15 protein-coding genes are annotated in these 17,556 nt (G+C 55.2%); 4 read left to right on the forward strand and 11 right to left on the reverse strand.

The features are described 5' to 3' along the window. Window positions 1-136: 136 nt before the first annotated feature. From recC to rppH, 9 genes are all read right to left on the reverse strand, one after another. Window positions 137-3,508 (reverse strand): exodeoxyribonuclease V subunit gamma, encoded by a 3,372-nt coding sequence (gene recC, locus Q5705_16765; protein WLI76219.1) that lies wholly within the window; start codon window positions 3,506-3,508, stop codon window positions 137-139. A 12-nt stretch (window positions 3,509-3,520) separates the two neighbouring features. Beyond that, window positions 3,521-3,844: a prepilin-type N-terminal cleavage/methylation domain-containing protein gene (locus Q5705_16770; GenBank protein ID WLI76220.1), complete on the reverse strand. Its 324-nt coding sequence runs from the start codon at window positions 3,842-3,844 to the stop codon at window positions 3,521-3,523. Next, on the reverse strand, window positions 3,829-4,236 hold the full coding sequence (locus Q5705_16775; GenBank protein WLI76221.1) for a DUF2509 family protein: 408 nt from the start codon (window positions 4,234-4,236) through the stop codon (window positions 3,829-3,831). The genes Q5705_16770 and Q5705_16775 overlap by 16 nt, the downstream gene beginning before the upstream one ends. Beyond that, on the reverse strand, window positions 4,233-4,796 hold the full coding sequence (locus Q5705_16780; protein WLI76222.1) for a prepilin peptidase-dependent protein: 564 nt from the start codon (window positions 4,794-4,796) through the stop codon (window positions 4,233-4,235). The genes Q5705_16775 and Q5705_16780 overlap by 4 nt, the downstream gene beginning before the upstream one ends. Then, entirely contained in the window at window positions 4,790-5,251 is a 462-nt protein-coding gene (locus Q5705_16785; protein WLI76223.1) for a prepilin peptidase-dependent protein, read from the reverse strand. The genes Q5705_16780 and Q5705_16785 overlap by 7 nt, the downstream gene beginning before the upstream one ends. Window positions 5,252-5,435: 184 nt before the next feature. Next, complete coding sequence (gene thyA / locus Q5705_16790; GenBank protein WLI76224.1) at window positions 5,436-6,230, reverse strand: thymidylate synthase; 795 nt, start codon at window positions 6,228-6,230, stop codon at window positions 5,436-5,438. A 6-nt stretch (window positions 6,231-6,236) separates the two neighbouring features. Further along, entirely contained in the window at window positions 6,237-7,112 is an 876-nt protein-coding gene (gene lgt / locus Q5705_16795) for a prolipoprotein diacylglyceryl transferase (protein ID WLI76225.1), read from the reverse strand. A 225-nt stretch (window positions 7,113-7,337) separates the two neighbouring features. Continuing rightward, entirely contained in the window at window positions 7,338-9,584 is a 2,247-nt protein-coding gene (gene ptsP / locus Q5705_16800) for a phosphoenolpyruvate--protein phosphotransferase (protein WLI76226.1), read from the reverse strand. Window positions 9,585-9,596: 12 nt separating this feature from the next. Then, a complete protein-coding gene (gene rppH / locus Q5705_16805; GenBank protein WLI76227.1) occupies window positions 9,597-10,127 on the reverse strand; it encodes an RNA pyrophosphohydrolase in 531 nt (176 codons plus the stop codon). A 680-nt stretch (window positions 10,128-10,807) separates the two neighbouring features. On the opposite strand from rppH, the gene mutH reads away from it, so the two are divergent. The 4 genes from mutH (at window position 10,808) to Q5705_16825 (ending at window position 13,810) form a co-directional block, all read left to right on the forward strand. Continuing rightward, complete coding sequence (gene mutH, locus Q5705_16810) at window positions 10,808-11,503, forward strand: DNA mismatch repair endonuclease MutH (GenBank protein WLI76228.1); 696 nt, start codon at window positions 10,808-10,810, stop codon at window positions 11,501-11,503. Window positions 11,504-11,566: 63 nt separating this feature from the next. Then, window positions 11,567-12,280, forward strand: a complete 714-nt coding sequence (locus tag Q5705_16815) for a TerC family protein (GenBank protein WLI76229.1) — start codon at window positions 11,567-11,569, stop codon at window positions 12,278-12,280. Between the two features lie 144 nt (window positions 12,281-12,424). Continuing rightward, complete coding sequence (locus tag Q5705_16820; GenBank protein ID WLI76230.1) at window positions 12,425-12,643, forward strand: YgdI/YgdR family lipoprotein; 219 nt, start codon at window positions 12,425-12,427, stop codon at window positions 12,641-12,643. 126 nt (window positions 12,644-12,769) lie between these two features. Further along, window positions 12,770-13,810 (forward strand): NADP(H)-dependent aldo-keto reductase, encoded by a 1,041-nt coding sequence (locus Q5705_16825; protein ID WLI76231.1) that lies wholly within the window; start codon window positions 12,770-12,772, stop codon window positions 13,808-13,810. Between the two features lie 3 nt (window positions 13,811-13,813). Here the strand turns inward: Q5705_16825 and lplT are convergent, their stop codons facing one another. Together lplT and aas are read right to left on the reverse strand one after the other, a co-directional pair. Further along, window positions 13,814-15,007: a lysophospholipid transporter LplT gene (lplT, locus tag Q5705_16830; protein ID WLI76232.1), complete on the reverse strand. Its 1,194-nt coding sequence runs from the start codon at window positions 15,005-15,007 to the stop codon at window positions 13,814-13,816. Next, entirely contained in the window at window positions 15,000-17,159 is a 2,160-nt protein-coding gene (gene aas, locus Q5705_16835; protein WLI76233.1) for a bifunctional acyl-ACP--phospholipid O-acyltransferase/long-chain-fatty-acid--ACP ligase, read from the reverse strand. Before aas ends, lplT begins: the two co-directional genes overlap by 8 nt. Window positions 17,160-17,556: the final 397 nt, after the last annotated feature.

The raw sequence follows: 17,556 nt of genomic DNA on the forward strand, positions 1-17,556 counted from the left end.
ATTAACTTTTCCCGCTACCCCAATAACCGTGGCGATAGCGGGTAAATGTGTGCTGACTGTGCCAACACGCGTTATATCAGTCCGTGACCGTCGCGCATGATAATGGAAGCCTCCATTTCGCGCAATTTTTATACGATCAACCGGGCTGATTATGTCGATAAAGCGGTAACAGGAAACGTTGCGCCAGTTCGGTAATTTCCGCGTAGTACTCCGGCTCCAGGGTTCGCCACAGGCGCTGATACCAGACATCATCGCCTTCGCCGCTGACCACCATATTGCCTTCATAGGCCTGCAAAAATTTACTCTGCGCTTTTTGTAACGTCTCGTCGTCCTTTACCATGGCATCATTTGCCGCGTCATAACAGGCTTTTATCCACGCCCCGCCGCTTTCCGGCAGCAGCAGCAGAGGTTTTGCCATCCCTTCGCGATACCCCTCGATCATCAACGCAAGATACTGCATCGCCTGTTCGGCCGGTAACGCAGGAAAGCGCCACTGCCCGTCTTTGCGGACAAACAACCGGCTCTCTCCGGTTCCGCCACTGGCACAGTAGACAAGATGTTCCAGCCAAAGTTGCAGCCCCTGCGAGACCTTTAAGCGCGAAGGACGCCAGCGCAGCAGCCCGTCAGATTGCACATGGGAGAGCCAACCGGTCAGATGCACGCCTGCGCAATGCAGATCAATTTCGAGGTTATCCGCTGGCTGACGGTGCTCAATGACACGGCTGGCCAATTCCTGCATCTCCTGGCACTGCGTCTCCCAGATAATTTCGCCAAACGCACCATACGGCAGCACACCCGCCGCCCGGTAACGACGAAACAACTTTTCCGCGTCCTGTTCTTCAACCAGCGCATTTAAGAGTTCGTCATTGAGCTGATAGCGGCTTAAGCCATCGAGAATGAACGGTTCGGCATCGGGAATATCCTCCTCTTCCGGGCGGAAATTGACCCGCAAACGCATCTGGAAAAAGGCGCGCACCGGATGCGCCCAAAAACGCTGGAGTTGATCAAAGGGCAGTGTCTCCAGCGCTGGCGTTTCCAGGGTCTGAATAAAGGGCAAATGCTCCTCGCCTTGCAGGCTTGCGGCGGGCAGCCAGTCGCGGGCATAGCTTTGCCATTCATCCGGTGTGTAGTTAGCAGGATCGAACGGCATACGCGTGTGCAGATGGGTGATCTGCGCTTTTACACGCTGTTCGCTTCCGTCACAGTTGAGCGCTTCATCACCCGGCAAATAGTGGCTCTGGCCGATATAGTCCACCAACTCCTGCACCAGCACAGAGGGGAAACGCTCTTTGTTATCCTGGATGGAGCGGCCAATGTAACTGATATAGAGCTGTTGCTGAGCCGAGATCAGCGCCTCGAGAAAGAGATAGCGGTCATCGTCCCGGCGGCTGCGATCGCCGCGCTGCGGTTTCTGGCTCATCAGATCAAACCCGAGCGGCGGCAGCGTTCGCGGGTAAACGCCGTCGTTCATACCCAGCAGGCAAACGACTTTAAATGGAATGGAGCGCATCGGCATCAGCGTACAGATGTTGACCGGCCCGGCGAGGAAACGCTGGCTAATGCGTTCCTGGTCAAGACGTTGGGCCAGCTCATCACGCAATAGCGACAGGGGAATGGCTTCACCGTAGTTTGCGCTAACGCCCTGGGCGATGATCGCCTGCCACTGCTGCTCAATAAGCGCCAGTGCTGCTTCGGTCTCCTGATCCGGCAGGAAAAAGTCATTGAGCATTTCACGGCAAACGGGCAGCCACTCTTCCAGCGGACGCTCCTGGGAAAGCCCTCTGCGCCAGATATTGAGCTGCATTAACAGTGAGGCCAGGTGACCCACCAGTTCAGCGATAAGCCCGCTTGATTCGTCATAAGGCAGAATGGATTGCCATTCGCCCTGGCGGCTCTCCATTGCATAGCCGAGCAGCATACGCGTCAGGCCGAATTGCCAGGTATGCTGGCCGGTCGGCGGCAGTTCAAGCTCGCGCACGTTGTCGTCATCCATGCCCCAGCGAATACCAGACTCGTTCACCCACAGGCGCAGATAGCGCAGCCCCTCTTCATTGATATTGAAACGCGCAGCCAGCACGGGGACATCCAACAGTGCCAGCACATCTTCAGAAACAAAGCGGCTGTCCGGTAGCGATAGCAGGCTGATAAAGGCCTGAAGTGCCGGGTGCGCCTGTCGTGCGCGACGGTCAGAAATCGCAAAGGGTAAATAGCGATCGCCGCTGGCGCTGCCAAATACCGCCTGGATATAAGGGCTGTAGCTGTCGATATCGGCGACCATCACCACGATATCGCGCGGCGTCAGTTCGGGGTCTTCTTCCAGCATCGCCAGCAGGCGGTCATGCAGCACTTCCACTTCGCGCTGTGGGCTGTGGCAAATATGCACCGTGACGCTGCGATCGTCCGGATCGAGCAGACGTTTTTTGTCACTGCGGGCAAACTCTTCTGCGGTCACGCCAGCTACCGCGCCGTTTTGCAGTTCAAGGATGTCATATTTGAGGTTTTGCAGCAGCGTACCGGGCGTAACATCAACGAACGCATCCAGCTCTTCATAGCGCTCCATCCCGGCCAGCAGGAAAATATTGTCACGCCCCAGTTTGCCCCAGGAAGCCAGCATCGGGTTGCCGACATCCTGTTCACCCTCGCCATTAAACAAACCTTCCGCACGTTGCGTATCGCGAAACAACGGAAGCTGGCGATCGTCCCGGTGGTGGCGACGCCTGCGGGTAATAAGCTTCGCCAGAAACGCCGGGTCTTTGATATCACCCCAGTAGTAGCGGCACGGGTTAGTGAACAGCAGATGGACATCAATGTGTTTGCCCAGCGCCTGCAAGGCCTGTAGATAAACAGGCGGCAGAGCGGAAATCCCGCAGATAAAAACGCGGGCAGGCAGCCCGGCAGGCGGCTCTTGTGCAGCCTCGAGCTTATCAATAAAGCGTTTATAGAGATTGGCACGGTGCCAATGCGGCTGTCCCAGTGCGCGGGTATGCTCCACCAGGGCGCGCCAGAGCGGCGCTTGCCAGCGCTGGGCGTCGTCGAGCCCGTCGACCATTTCACCCGCTTCCCAACGTGTCAGCCATTCGGGGCGGTAGACCAGATACTGGTCATAGAGATCCGCCACGCGGGAAGAGAGTTGGAAGAGTTTACGCTTGTCATCATCGTCATGCAGATAGTGATGCAGCATGGCGAACTCTTCTTGCGCCAGCATATCCGGCAGCAACGACATCAGTTTCCAGCTCATGCTCTGTTTGTTGAAAGCGCTCTCTTTGGGGATATCGTCAAGCACGGTGACAAACATGTCCCAGATAAAGCTCGCCGGGAGCGGAAACGTGATATTGGCGGCAATGCCAAACTTTTGCGCCAGCGTCATTTGCAGCCATTGCGCCATGCCGGTGCTTTGCACCATCACCACTTCGGGTGCAAAGGGATCCTCGAGCCTGTCGTGCTCGACGATAAACTCCATCAACGCTTCAAGCACATCCAGACGATTGGAGTGATAAACCCTTAACATACATGCTCCTGGCTACTGACTATTTGGGCAAAATAAGCGCGTCATTTTCCCCTGCCTGCCCACTGGCGAGATAACGGTGACGTTGATGCTGACACATCCTTCTGTTGTTGTCTGCCCCTGCAAAACCTGCCAACCCGGCGGCAGAGGCGATGCGTTCGGTTGCGCCTGCTGCCATGCATAACGCCATAGCTGTCGCCCCTGGCTGGCGGAGGCAAACCCGGATGCCAGGGCGCGATGATAACCGCCAAGCGCGGTCATCACCATCACCATTAACAGCATGGCCAGCAGAACTTCCGTCAGGCTAAAACCCTGCTCTCTGTTTATGGCAACTGACATAGCGCTTCCTCCGAAAGCGGGCAGAAATCGCTCCAGCCATGGGGCAGGAACCGCACCGTTGCGTTATCCACGCGCCCCAGACGCCACAGCATGGTTTCTGTATTTGCCACAATCAGCAGCGCGGAACTGTCAGCGAAAATACGCAGGCAGCTTCGCACACCCTGCCCGGCAGGTTGCAGGCATTGTTGTGCAGGCAGCGGTAACCACACTTGTCGACGCGCCCATTCCATCGCGGAATGCACTTGCGCCGCATTGCGTATACCCTGACCTTCGTGGTTCACGCGCCAGATATGGCTGGTCAATTGCTGGTTCAGGCCATTTAGCAGCAGGCTACCCAGCAACAATAAAAGGAGTACCAATGCCAGGGATGACATGCCTCGCTGTCGGTTCATAAGTTATATCCCGTCACGCTTAGCTCGCCGCTTACTACCTTGCCGGTATTGCCCGGTACACTGGCAGTAAGCGTGACGGTGAGTTGTGGGGCAAAGCCCGCCGTCTGGCGTTTCGTCACTGAAAAATGCTCAACGCGCATCTGCGCCGGATCGGTGACCTTTTCCCACCCACGACCGACGCAGGACGTTGCACCGCGTAGGGTTTCCAGTGCGCCACTTTGCAGGCGAAAGCCGGTTTGCTCTGCGTCACTGCTGGCGGAGGCCTCCCATCGGCCATTGTTGTTGGCATCCCACTGCGCAATCACGCACTCTCCCGTACTGCTGATAAACAGCGGCTGACCGCTGCAACTGCCCTTGCAGTAACCCGCACGTTGCAGGTGTTTCGCGACTGCCCGCAGCCGCTGCCAGAGATCGTCTTCTACGGTCTGGATCTTTGTATGCTCTGTGACCGCCAGTTGCAACCCCGGCAAAAAACGCGCGGAAGCGAGCAGCAATACGCTGCCAATCGCCATTGCCAGCACTGTCTCAAGTAATGAAAACCCCTGCTGCTCGCTTAACATACACTCTCCGCCGCGTGCCGACACATCCTGATCCTCCCCCACGCTGACACCACGACCCGCCACTCTCCTGCACTGCTGCGCAGGCGAATATGACCAGGCCAGGCGGTGCTGCGCAAACCATAGAACCCGAGCGAGGGGGTAACCTCCCCCAGCGAGATATCCGGCCAGGCGGGGCGCAGCACAAACGCGCCCTCAGTTGCGCACGTTTGCGACGTGGTGGTAAGCAAACACCACTGCTCGCCTTCCCGCGCGCTGTAAACAACCTGCGGGCGATTGTGCCAGTTGGCATCCTCCCGCAGTCGCTCCAGAAAGTGACGCGCCTGTAACGCGGTCTGCCACAGCCGCTGCTGCGCCTGCCAGCTTTGCCAGCCAGAGATACCCACCGCACTCAGAATAACGACCAACGCCACCGCAACGAGGGTTTCAATCAGGGTGAATCCATCTTGTTTTTTCATGGCGGCAGTCTGACGTTGGCATGTCATCTCGTCGAGGCGCAAAAAGCGCGTTTTCGAGGCGTTACGCAAGAAATATACGGCGTTGCAGCGAGTTGCACCGCGCCCGGAAGCGTTGCCGCAGATGTGATTTTCAGGCAAAAAAAACCGGCACGTTAATGTACCGGTTATGACATGCTAAGCGAGGTTAGATAGCGACCGGCGCTTTAATTGCAGGATGGGGATCGTAGCCTTCGATTTCGAAGTCTTCGAAACGGTAATCAAACAGCGAGGCAGGTTTGCGTTTGATTATCAGTTTTGGCAACGCGCGGGGTTCACGGCTCAGTTGCAAATGGGTCTGCTCAAGATGATTGCTGTAAAGGTGCGTGTCGCCACCCGTCCAGACAAAATCACCCGGCTCCAGATCGCACTGCTGCGCCATCATATGCACTAACAACGCATAGCTGGCGATGTTGAACGGCAGACCGAGGAACACATCGCAGGAGCGCTGATAAAGCTGGCACGAGAGCTTGCCGTCTGCAACGTAGAACTGGAAAAACGCGTGGCACGGCGCCAGCGCCATTTTGTCCAGCTCGCCGACGTTCCAGGCCGAGACAATAATGCGACGGGAGTCCGGGTCATTTTTCAACTGGTTGATAACCGTTGAAATCTGGTCGATATGACGACCGTCAGGCGTAGGCCATGCGCGCCATTGTTTGCCATAAACCGGGCCGAGGGAGCCATTTTCATCAGCCCATTCGTCCCAGATGGTGACGTTGTTTTCGCGCAGGTAAGCAATATTGGTATCGCCCTGTAAAAACCACAGCAGCTCATGAATAATTGAACGCAAATGACAACGCTTGGTGGTCACCAGCGGGAAGCCGTCCTGCAAATTAAAACGCATCTGGTGGCCAAAAATAGACAGCGTGCCAGTCCCGGTGCGGTCATTTTTCGGGGTGCCTTCGCTCAGCACCTTTTGCATCAATTCTAAATACTGTTTCATGGTTCCTCAGGAAACGTGTTGCGGCGAACGATGGCGGTATGCCCAAATCATCATGATTGCGCCTGCGACAATCATCGGGATAGAGAGGATCTGCCCCATGCTGATGTACTGCACCCACGCGCCGGTAAACTGCGCATCGGGCTGGCGGAAAAACTCAACAATGATACGGAACGCGCCGTAGCCAATCAGGAACAAGCCAGAGACGGAGCCGGTCGGTCGCGGTTTGCGGATAAACAGGTTAAGGATGATAAACAGGACTACGCCTTCCAGCGCCAGCTCATATAACTGAGACATATGACGCGGCAGCACGCCGTAAGTATCAAAAATAGATTGCCACTCCGGGTGTGCAGGCAACAGCGCGATATCTTCTGCGCGTGAGCCAGGGAACAGCATGGTATAGGGGAATGACGGATCGACACGTCCCCACAGCTCGCCGTTGATAAAGTTGCCCAGGCGTCCTGCGCCGAGACCAAACGGGATCAGGGGAGCAATAAAATCAGAGACCTGGAAAAAGCTGCGTTTGGTGCGTTTGGCGAAAATAATCATCACCACGATCACACCGATCAAACCGCCGTGGAAGGACATGCCACCGTCCCATACGCGGAACAGATAGAGCGGATCATCAAGGAACAGCGGGAAATTGTAGAACAGCACGTAGCCGAGACGGCCACCAAGGAATACCCCGAGAAAGCCTGCGTAGAGAAGGTTTTCGACTTCGTTTTTCGTCCAGCCGCTGTTCGGACGATTAGCCCGGCGAGTTGCCAGCCACATGGCAAAAACGAAACCCACCAGATACATCAAACCGTACCAGTGGAGGGAAACGGGCCCAACGGAGAAAATCACCGGATCAAAATCCGGAAAATGCAGATAGCCACTGTTCATCTGTCACCACAACTTGTTGTTATTCCGCCGAAAGTGGGCAGCGGTACACGTATGCGACTGCACCAGGCGGCCGCTCCAAAGCTGCGAATCATAGCATAAGGCACAGGGAGCAGGTTGCAGCTATGTTGTAAAAGTTATGTATAAAGCAAGCGCGCTGCGGTGCATGTTGATCGCCGGATGGCGGCTTCGCCTTACCCGGCCTACACATATGCGTGCAATATTCCTTTAAATGCCGCCACGGATCAAACCGCCCAGCCCGCGCCGCTCCATAAAGGCAGCGACCTGATGGCGCACCTCGGTTGCCAGTTGCGCCTCCAGCGCACGTTGAGCCAGCGTCTGCGCTTCTTCGCAATCGATGCGACGCAGCAAATATTTAATACGCGCCACGGAGCGCCCGTTCATCGACAGATGACGGTAGCCAAGACCAATCAACACCGCAACGCACATGGGATCGCCCGCCATCTCACCGCACAGGCAAAGATCGATGCCTAACCGTTCAGTTTCGCTTGCGACCATTGCCAGCACGCGCAGCACCGCCGGGTGCAAACTGTCATACATGGACGCCACGCGGGTATTGTTACGATCCACCGCCAGAATGTACTGCGTCAGATCGTTGGTGCCGATAGAGATGAAATCGACCCGGTTTACCAGGTGCGACAGCATAAATACCATCGACGGCACTTCCAGCATCACGCCGATACGCGGTCTCGGAATGGCATAACCGATCATCTCTTCCACTTCACGCCCAGCGCGTTCAATCAGCCTGCGCGCTTCGTCCACCTCATCAATGCTGGTGATCATCGGCAGCAAAATGCTGAGATTGCCGGTGGCCGCATTCGCACGCAGCATCGCGCGCACCTGGATAAGGAAAATCTCCGGTTGATCGAGCGTAATACGAATGCCACGCCAGCCAAGGCACGGGTTCTCTTCGCTAATCGGCATATATGGCAGTTGCTTGTCCGCGCCAATATCCAGCGTACGCAACGTCACGGGTTTGTCGTTGAACATCTGCAACATGCCCTGATATTGCGCCACCTGCTCCTCTTCCGAAGGGAAGCCGCTTTGCAACATAAAGGGGATTTCGGTGCGATAAAGCCCAATGCCGTCGATGCGCTTGCCGAGCTTCTCTTCATGCTCAGGGCTTAAACCGGCATTGAGCATCACTTTTACGCGCTCACCGCTGCTTAGCCGGGCATCCAGATTGACGTCATCTTCGGCAAGACGGCTTAACTCATTTTCTTCAGTAATGAGACGCTGATATTCCTGCAACAGAACCGGTTCAGGATCCACCAGCAGTTCACCGCGGTAACCATCCACCACCAGCTTACGGCGATGCAACACAGAAGGCTGAATATCCGCCCCCATAACCGTCGGAATGCCCAGTGCGCGCACCATAATGGCGGCATGGGAGTTGGCTGCGCCATCGCGTACGACCACACCGGCCAGTCGATCGTGCGGCAATTCCGCAAGCGTAGTCGCCGACAGTTCATCGGCGACCAGCACAAAACGCTCAGGCCAGGTATTTGGTCCCTGAATATTGTCATCAAGATGGAACAACAGGCGCTGGCCGAGGGTACGCAGATCGCCGGCGCGCTCTTTCAGGTAACCATCGCTGAGCGCCGCAAACTGCGCGGCGAAGCTTTCAATTACGGTTTTCACCGCCCATTCAGCCACCACGCCACGGTCTACTTCCTCAAACAGTTCGCGGCGTAAACGGGCATCGGAAAGCAGGTGCGAATAGAGGTCAAAAATCGCCGCCGTCTCTTTTTGCGCCCCGGCGGAAAAGCGTTTGCTGTAGCGGCGAAACTCATTGGCCGCCTCTTCCAGCGCGGTGGTTAAGCGTTCCCGTTCATGGGTGGTATCGAGCGTGGATGCCGGATAAACCTGCTCCATTAATGGCAGCGTTTCATCCATCCAGCCTTCAGCGATCGCCACGCCTGGTGCCGCGGGCAGTGCGCGAATACGCGTCTGCCGATACTGACCAAACAGCGCATTTAACTGAGATTGCGAGAGGATCGCCGCCATCTGCGTGGCAAGCGTAACCAGGAAAGACTCTTCGCTTTCATCGTACTGGCGAAGTTCACGCTGCTGCACCACCAGCACGCCAAGCAGTTGACGACGCTGAATAATCGGTACGCCGAGAAAAGCGCGGAATCGTTCTTCTTTTACAGAGGGAATGTATTTAAAGCTGGGGTGCTTTTGCGCATCGGCAAGGTTGATAGGTTCCGCCAGCCTGCCTACCAGACCGACGATGCCTTGATCGAACGCGAGCGCAACAGTGCGACCACGCGGTTTTTTCAAACCGCGCGTCGCCATAAGGTAGTAACAACGCCGGTCGTGGTCTGCGAGATATACCGAACACACTTCGGTTTCCATCGCCAGACAAACGTCGGTAACCAGTATTTCCAGCGCTTCGTTAAGACGTGGCGCGCTGGCGACTTTCTCAACTATTTCTCGCAGTCGGGTGAGCATAATATGGGTGGCTTAACCTCGTTTACGTCGCCAGGCAGGCGCATTTTGTGGCTTAGGAGGTGCCTCCTGAAGCGACAAAACCGCAGCTGCAAATTCTTTCATCACCCGCCGGTAGACATCGCGTTTAAACGACACGACCTGGCGAACAGGATACCAGTAGCTCACCCAGCGCCAGCCATCAAACTCGGGTGTACTGCTGGTTTGCATGTTGATATCGCTGTCATTACTTACCAACTGCAAGAGAAACCATTTTTGTTTCTGGCCGATGCAAACCGGCTTTGTGTCCCAACGCACCAAACGTTTCGGTAACTTGTAACGCAACCAGTTACGGGTAGAAGCAAGGATACGAACATCTTTACGACTTAAGCCCACTTCCTCGAACAGTTCCCGGTACATTGCCTGCTCGGGAGACTCCCCTGGGTTAATTCCCCCCTGGGGGAATTGCCACGAGTGTTGTCCAAAGCGTTTGGCCCACATGACCTGACCCTGCCGATTACAGATTACGATTCCCACATTTGGGCGGTAGCCATCGTCATCAATCACCGGACTACCTCAAAATAAACCTGAATGAAGCGATTGTTTCACACTCCCGGAAAACGGTAAACCACTCTCTGACAGGGATGAGAACGGATAACAATTGAATAACTCACAGTTATTGTCAGAGTTATAAACAGCACTTGTCCTTGCCGCCGGGTTTTATTCACCTTTTCTGTGGATAGAGTTGTGAAGAAGTATGGAATTACCCAGGGAAAACCCAGAGAAGTCTGAATCACACATTCTTAAGGTCAAAAAATTAAAACAATTAATTCATTAAGTTAATACCATATCCACTCTTTTCCCAGCACATAAGGTGACGATCATCACGCTATGGATCCTGGCAGTGATGAAAGATCGAACAGAGTCGGTTTTATCCACAGATTATGCCAATAAGTTAGGCATATTTTGTGCAGAAATTCGATTTTCGTCGCACGTCAAGGCTGTAAATGGAAACAGTAGTGCGGCTTTTTACTAGTTATCCCACTTTTCTGTGGATAACAGGGTGTAAGATCCTGTTCATTGTCAGTGACCAGATTTGGAAAAACTGCCGCCCTGTTGCGCAACTCTTTCATGCAGTAAATAAATGTCCTTACAAATCATTGAATTGCTCAACGTTATTTGAAACAGGTAAACTGCCCGAATGCGGTGGAAAACTGCTGTTTACTTTTTAACCAGAAGGTCCTGGCATGTTGGCACTCTCTCCCCTCACCTCACCACCGGAATCTGAAGCACACTTATTAACCCAGGCCCAGCGTCTTGCTGGCTACACTCTGGGCGAGCTGGCAGCGCTCGCGGGCATGCCTGTGCCACGTGATTTGAAGCGGGATAAAGGCTGGACAGGCGTATTACTTGAGCTGTGGCTGGGAGCCAGTGCGGGCAGCAAGCCCGAGCAGGATTTTGCCGCACTGGGCGTTGAGCTGAAAACCATTCCGGTGGATAACCAGGGGCGCCCTTTGGAAACGACGTTCGTCTGCGTTGCGCCGCTGACGGGTAACAGCGGCGTCGTATGGGAAACCAGCCATGTGCGGCACAAACTGAAGCGTGTCTTATGGGTTCCTATTGAAGGTTCACGCGACATCCCGGTGGCGGAAAGGCGGGTCGGATCGCCGCTACTCTGGAGCCCAAACGAAGAGGAGGAACGGCAGTTGCGCCTCGACTGGGAAGAGCTGATGGACTTGATTGTGTTAGGCCAGGTAACGCGTATTACCGCGCGTCACGGGGAAGTGCTGCAACTGCGACCAAAGGCTGCCAACAGTAAAGCCCTGACTGAAGCCATTGGTGAACACGGCGAGCCCATCCTGACGCTACCGCGCGGTTTTTACCTGAAAAAGAACTTCACCGGCGCGCTACTGGCCCGCCATTTTTTATTGTCGCCTTATTAAACTTTTGCCAGATGTTTATCGGCGCTTATAATTAGCGCTTCTTTTTTTGGCAGGACTTTATCGATGTTATTTGCATGGATCACCGATCCCAACGCCTGGCTCGCGCTCGGTACACTGACGCTACTGGAGATCGTTCTTGGGATCGACAACATTATTTTTCTCTCTCTGGTTGTCGCAAAACTCCCCACCGCTCAACGCAATCACGCCCGCAGGCTTGGGCTGGCGGCAGCAATGATCATGCGGTTATTGTTGCTGGCCTCTATTGCCTGGGTCACAAGGCTGACACACCCGCTATTTAGCGTGTTTGACCACAATGTCTCTGCTCGCGACCTGATTCTTTTCTTAGGCGGCCTGTTCCTGATCTGGAAGGCAAGCAAAGAGATCCACGAATCGATCGAAGGCGAAGAAGAAGGGCTGAAAACCAACGTTCACTCCTTCTTTGGCGCGATTGTGCAGATTATGCTGCTGGATATTATTTTCAGCCTGGACTCAGTGATAACCGCCGTCGGTCTCTCCGATCATCTGTTTATCATGATGGCCGCGGTGATTATTTCCGTGGGAGTGATGATGTTCGCCGCCCGTCCGATTGGTGATTTTGTCGATCGTCACCCCTCGGTCAAAATGCTGGCGCTGTCATTTTTGATCCTTGTCGGCTTTACGCTGATCCTGGAAAGCGTCTCCATTCATGTGCCGAAAGGCTATATCTATTTCGCCATGTTCTTCTCGATAGCCGTCGAATCCCTGAACCTGCTGCGCAACAAAAAGAACCCGCTGTAAACAGGACGCTTCCTCGAAAGGGGGAGCGTTTCTTCTCTTTTCTGCGCCTTCGCCGTCGATTTTCAGATAATCCCACTTTTTCATCACGCAACAGCGCGTTATTACTACACTTCTGTGAGGATAAGCCACAAGAGGACAATATCGATGAAGAAATGGGCAGTGATTATTTCCGCAGTGGGGCTCGTATGCGCAGCCACCGGATGCAGCAGTGATTATGTGATGGCAACAAAAGACGGCAGAATGATCCTGACGGACGGAAAACCAGAAATTGACGATGATACCGGGCTGGTGAGCTATCACGATCAGCAAGGTAATAAGATGCAGATTAACCGCGATGACGTCTCCCAGATTATTGAGCGCTAAGAAATCTCTTTAAAGGTCAGTCACCTGCTGGCCTTTAATCCATTTTTTCCTTTCCCTTTTGCTTCCCCTCTGCCATGTTTATATTCCTTTGTCACAACTGACATTGCATGTTTAAGGAAGCCGGCTATGCAGTATCACCGTATCCCCCACAGTTCGCTTGAAATAAGCACCCTGGGGCTGGGCACAATGACGTTTGGTGAACAAAACAGCGAAGCCGACGCCCATGCACAGCTCGATTACGCCGTCAGCCAGGGGATCAACCTGATTGATGTCGCCGAAATGTACCCTGTTCCACCCCGCCCGGAAACGCAGGGGCTGACTGAAACCTACGTCGGCAACTGGCTGGCGAAACGCGGCAACCGTGAAAAACTGGTTATCGCCTCTAAAGTCAGCGGCCCGAGTCGCAACAACGACAGCGGCATTCGTCCGAACCAGGCGCTGGATCGCAAAAATATTCGTGCAGCGCTCGATGAAAGCTTAAAGCGCTTGCAAACAGATTATCTCGACCTCTACCAGGTTCACTGGCCGCAGCGCCCCACCAACTGCTTCGGCAAGCTGGGTTACAGCTGGGTTGAGAGCGCACCGGTCGTGACGCTGCTGGAGACGCTGGAAGCCCTGACCGAGTGTCAACGCGCGGGGAAAATTCGTTATATCGGCGTCTCAAACGAAACGGCATTTGGCGTGATGCGCTATCTGCATCTGGCAGAGAAACATGAATTGCCGCGCATTGTGACCATTCAGAACCCCTACAGCTTGCTGAACCGCAGCTTCGAAGTGGGTCTGGCGGAAGTGAGCCAATATGAAGGTGTCGAACTGCTGGCCTATTCGTGCCTGGCGTTTGGCACCCTGACCGGCAAGTACCTTAACGGTGCGAAACCGGCAGGCGCGCGCAATACGTTGTTTAGCCGTTTTACGCGTTACAGCGGCGAGCAGGCGCAAAAAGCGGTAGCCGCGTATGTCGATATCGCGAAGCGACATAACCTGGATCCGGCGCAAATGGCGCTGGCCTTTGTGCGCCGCCAGCCTTTCGTCGCCAGCACCCTGCTGGGCGCGACGACGATGGAACAGCTAAAAACCAATATTGAGAGCTTCCACCTGGAGCTGAGCGACGACGTTCTGGCAGAGATCGAAGCGGTGCATCAGGTTTATACCTACCCGGCACCGTAATTATTAGCGGCGGCGCTGCCACACCCACAGCGCCGCAATCGCCACCGCAAACAGCACACCGAAACCAACCCCCGTTCCCACCACCGGCACGCCAACTTTCACCGCCAGGGAATAAAGCCCCAGCATCAGCAGCATCGCGGCATTTTCACCGAGATTTTGCACCGCAATCGCGTTACCCGCGCCGACAGACTCTTTACCGATCGCCTGTAATAACGCATTCAGTGGCACCACGAAAAAACCGCCCAGCACGCCAATTAGCATCAAAACCGCGTAGGCGGGCAGTAATGCATGTTGTAACGAGAACAGCACCACCGCGACGCCAATCAGGATCCCGGCAGGCATACAGCGGGTCACTTTTTCCAGCGTCACCAGTTTTGCCGCCAGCCCGGCACCGATCACAATGCCGACGGCCACCATCGCGTTGAGATATGTCGGCGTGGCGTTATCGCTAATGCCCAGCGCCACCGGCACCCACAGCACCAGCAGAAAGCGCAACGTGACGCCCGCGCCCCAGAACAGGCTGGTGCCGACCAGCGAAAAACGGGTGTCGCTGTTATGCCACAGGCTTTTACAAGCGTGAAAGAAGCTGGATGTCATTGGCGCAAAGCGCCAGGAACGCCCCGGTCGCGCCGCAGGCAGTTTGGGGATCATCAGATTGGCAACCACGGCGCCCGCATAAACCAGCGCGCAAACCCCTACCGCCGCCAGCACATGCCAGTCGGCCAGCACGCCGCCGGCAACAGAGCCGAGCAGGATAGCGGCAATCGTCGAGGACTCCATCAGCCCGTTGGCTTTCACCAGCTTATCGCCAGTGGTGATTTCGCCGAGGATGCCGTATTTAGCCGGTGAGTAGGCCGCTGCGCCTATTCCCACCAGTAAATAGCCAACAAAGGGGTTAATACCTGCGCAAATACTCGCCGCGCCGAGCAGTTTCAGGCCGTTGGCGACCATCATCACGCGCCCTTTGGCAAAACTGTCGGCCACCTGACCAACAAAGGGAGCAAAAAGGATGTAAGCGCCCACAAACACCATCTGCAAAATCGGCTGGCTCCAGTCGGGATAGAACTCCGCTTTCAGCAGCGCCAGGGTGGCAAACAGCAGCGCGTTATCGCCAAAGGCCGAAAGGAACTGGGCGGCGATCACCGCCATCATTCCGCGCGACCACAGCGAGGAGTTAGTGCTTACTGACTCATGCATGTTGGGTTTCCGCCTCATCAACCATCTTTTTCAGCGTCACGAAATCGGGCTTACCGCTGCCTAACACCGGTAGCTGTTTCATGAAACGAATATCGCGCGGCACCGCCAGTTCCGGGATGCCGTGCGCACGTGCCTGCTGCTGCAACGTATCACGCGTTAGCTCGCTATCGGTGGTAAACATCACCAGCGCTTCGCCTTTGCTGGCATCGCTTTTCACGACGGTGGCATGCATTTTTTCAGGTGACGCTGCTGTCGCAAGTTGCTCGACCATCTCCAGAGAGATCATCTCTCCTGCGATTTTGGCAAACCGCTTCGCACGACCCAGGATCTGCACAAAACCCTGCTCGTCAAAACGCACAATATCGCCGGTGTCGTACCAGCCTGGCTCCATCTCTCCATTGACGTTTTCCGCCACCGGCGCTTCCAGCACGCCGGGATTTTCCACTCGCAGGTAGCCGGTCATCACGTTTGGCCCTTTCAGTTGCAGGCGGCCGCCCTCTTCAATTCCTGGCACTGCCATTAAACGCGCATCCATGCCGGGTAAAATTCGCCCAACCGTACCGGGTTTTGCCGCCATCGGCACGTTGATGGAAACCACCGGCGCGCATTCGGTCACGCCGTAGCCTTCAAGGATGCGCAGGCCGAACTTATCCTGCCAAATCTGGCGGGTGCTCTCCTGCAATTTTTCCGCTCCGGCAACCACATAGCGCAGGCGGAAAAAGTCATACGGATTGGCGAAACGCGCGTAATGGCCGAGGAAAGTCGAGGTGCCAAACAGCACCGTGCAGTTACGGTCATACACCAGTTCCGGCACGATGCGGTAATGCAGCGGGCTTGGGTAGAGGAACACCTGCGCGCCAGCCAGCAGCGGCGTGAATAAGCCAACCGTCAGGCCGAAGGAGTGAAACAGCGGCAGCGCCGACATAAAGCGGTCGTTGGCGGTGAAATCAGCGATGGTTTTGATTTGCTCGACATTCGCCAGCAGGCTCTTGTGGCTGTGCACCACGCCTTTCGGGTTGCCTTCTGAACCGGAGGTAAAGAGGATCAACGCCGGATCTTCCGGCTTTTGCGCCACCTGCGCTTTCAGCGGCGTCAGCAAGTGGCGGAAAATCCACACTTTATCTTCAAGACCGACGTCCCCTTTCAGGTCTTCCAGATAGACCCAACGCACCTGCGTTAACTGCTCCGGCAGATGCCACAGCTTGCCTTTATCCATAAAGGTGCGCGAGGTGAAGATAGTCTTGATTTGTGCGGCGGTGATCGCGCTGCCCAGCCCTTTTACACCAGCGGTATAGTTCATCATCGCCGGAATACGCCCGCGGGCAATCGCGCCGAAAATCACCGCCGCGCTGATGCTGGCATTTGGCAACATCAGGCCGATGTTCTCGCCCTGGGCACTGTATTTATCGAGAATGCGCGCAACAAACAGCGTTTTGGTCAACAGCTTGCGGTAGCTGTCCGGGGTGAAGTTGATGTCTTCGACACAGGGTTTGCTCTCACCGTAGCGATACTGCGCTGAGATCAACGCTTCGAACAGCGTTTCACGTGGGCGCACCGCCATGCGCGCTTCCATCATAATCTGGTGCAGCATCTCACCGGCCAGCTTGCGGCGATCGCGGGCGCGCGGCGCATCCGGCATCGGTAAGTGCGTTGGCGGCAGAATATGCAGGGTAATGCGCGGGAACAAACGCTGTTTCACCAGCCCTTTCAGGCGGCTGAAGTAAGTCAGCTCTGCACCATCAATACGCAGGGGGATAACAGTTGCGCCCGATTTCGCCGCCACAAAACCGGCTCCGTCATAAATCTTCATTAGCGAGCCGGAAACGGAAATGCGCCCTTCCGGGAAGATAACCACTGGCCTGCCTTGCTCAATCAGGCGCACCAGGTGTTTGATTGACATCGGCTTTGTCGGGTCGAGTGGTACAAAATCAATCAGCTTGCTTATCCAGCGCATATACCACTGCTGGCTTATCGAGGTGTAGACCGCAAAAACCGGCCGTACGGGGAGAAACAGCGCCAGCAAAATGCCGTCGATAAAAGAGACATGGTTAGGGGTAATGAGCACACGTTCGCCGTGCAGTGCCTGTGTGTTTCCGGTCACCTGGATACGGAACAACACGCGAAACAGGCCGCGGAAAAAGCCCAGTAGCATTTCAACTCCTTTTGCCAGTCAATTAAGCAAGTTATCTTCAGAGTGTGGCAGATTACATGAGAAGTGCGGAGGGATAAAACGCGGGCGAAAAAAAACCTGCGCATCTGCGCAGGTTGGTGTAACTGGAGTCTGCAACCACAAGGGTTACGCACACCTATCAATACCTCTGGGATCACTACTCTGTCACGGGGACCTCATTTGCCACCAGCAGACAATCGAAACAGCCTTTCGCAAAGTGTAAGCAAAGATTCTGCCTGTATTACTTTGCAATTTTTACTGTGTAACGTTTTCACGGTTTTCCTTCGCGCTGGCTCACGTTTGCACACTCCCGCCAGCCAACTTCCTTGAACAGGCTCCCTTTTTCCGTAACACTTAGCAGCGTGTAAACGCTTACCCA

Source organism: Kosakonia sp. H02 (genome assembly GCA_030704225.1).
GTDB lineage: Bacteria > Pseudomonadota > Gammaproteobacteria > Enterobacterales > Enterobacteriaceae > Kosakonia.

Coding starts and splice junctions, on each gene's coding strand:
- recC (WLI76219.1), bottom strand. CDS start 3,508: ATGTTAAGGGTTTATCACTCCAATCGTCTGGATGTGCTTGAAGCGTTG.
- Q5705_16770 (WLI76220.1), bottom strand. CDS start 3,844: ATGTCAGTTGCCATAAACAGAGAGCAGGGTTTTAGCCTGACGGAAGTT.
- Q5705_16775 (WLI76221.1), bottom strand. CDS start 4,236: ATGAACCGACAGCGAGGCATGTCATCCCTGGCATTGGTACTCCTTTTA.
- Q5705_16780 (WLI76222.1), bottom strand. CDS start 4,796: ATGTTAAGCGAGCAGCAGGGGTTTTCATTACTTGAGACAGTGCTGGCA.
- Q5705_16785 (WLI76223.1), bottom strand. CDS start 5,251: ATGAAAAAACAAGATGGATTCACCCTGATTGAAACCCTCGTTGCGGTG.
- thyA (WLI76224.1), bottom strand. CDS start 6,230: ATGAAACAGTATTTAGAATTGATGCAAAAGGTGCTGAGCGAAGGCACC.
- lgt (WLI76225.1), bottom strand. CDS start 7,112: ATGAACAGTGGCTATCTGCATTTTCCGGATTTTGATCCGGTGATTTTC.
- ptsP (WLI76226.1), bottom strand. CDS start 9,584: ATGCTCACCCGACTGCGAGAAATAGTTGAGAAAGTCGCCAGCGCGCCA.
- mutH (WLI76228.1), top strand. CDS start 10,808: ATGTTGGCACTCTCTCCCCTCACCTCACCACCGGAATCTGAAGCACAC.
- Q5705_16815 (WLI76229.1), top strand. CDS start 11,567: ATGTTATTTGCATGGATCACCGATCCCAACGCCTGGCTCGCGCTCGGT.
- Q5705_16820 (WLI76230.1), top strand. CDS start 12,425: ATGAAGAAATGGGCAGTGATTATTTCCGCAGTGGGGCTCGTATGCGCA.
- Q5705_16825 (WLI76231.1), top strand. CDS start 12,770: ATGCAGTATCACCGTATCCCCCACAGTTCGCTTGAAATAAGCACCCTG.
- lplT (WLI76232.1), bottom strand. CDS start 15,007: ATGCATGAGTCAGTAAGCACTAACTCCTCGCTGTGGTCGCGCGGAATG.
- aas (WLI76233.1), bottom strand. CDS start 17,159: ATGCTACTGGGCTTTTTCCGCGGCCTGTTTCGCGTGTTGTTCCGTATC.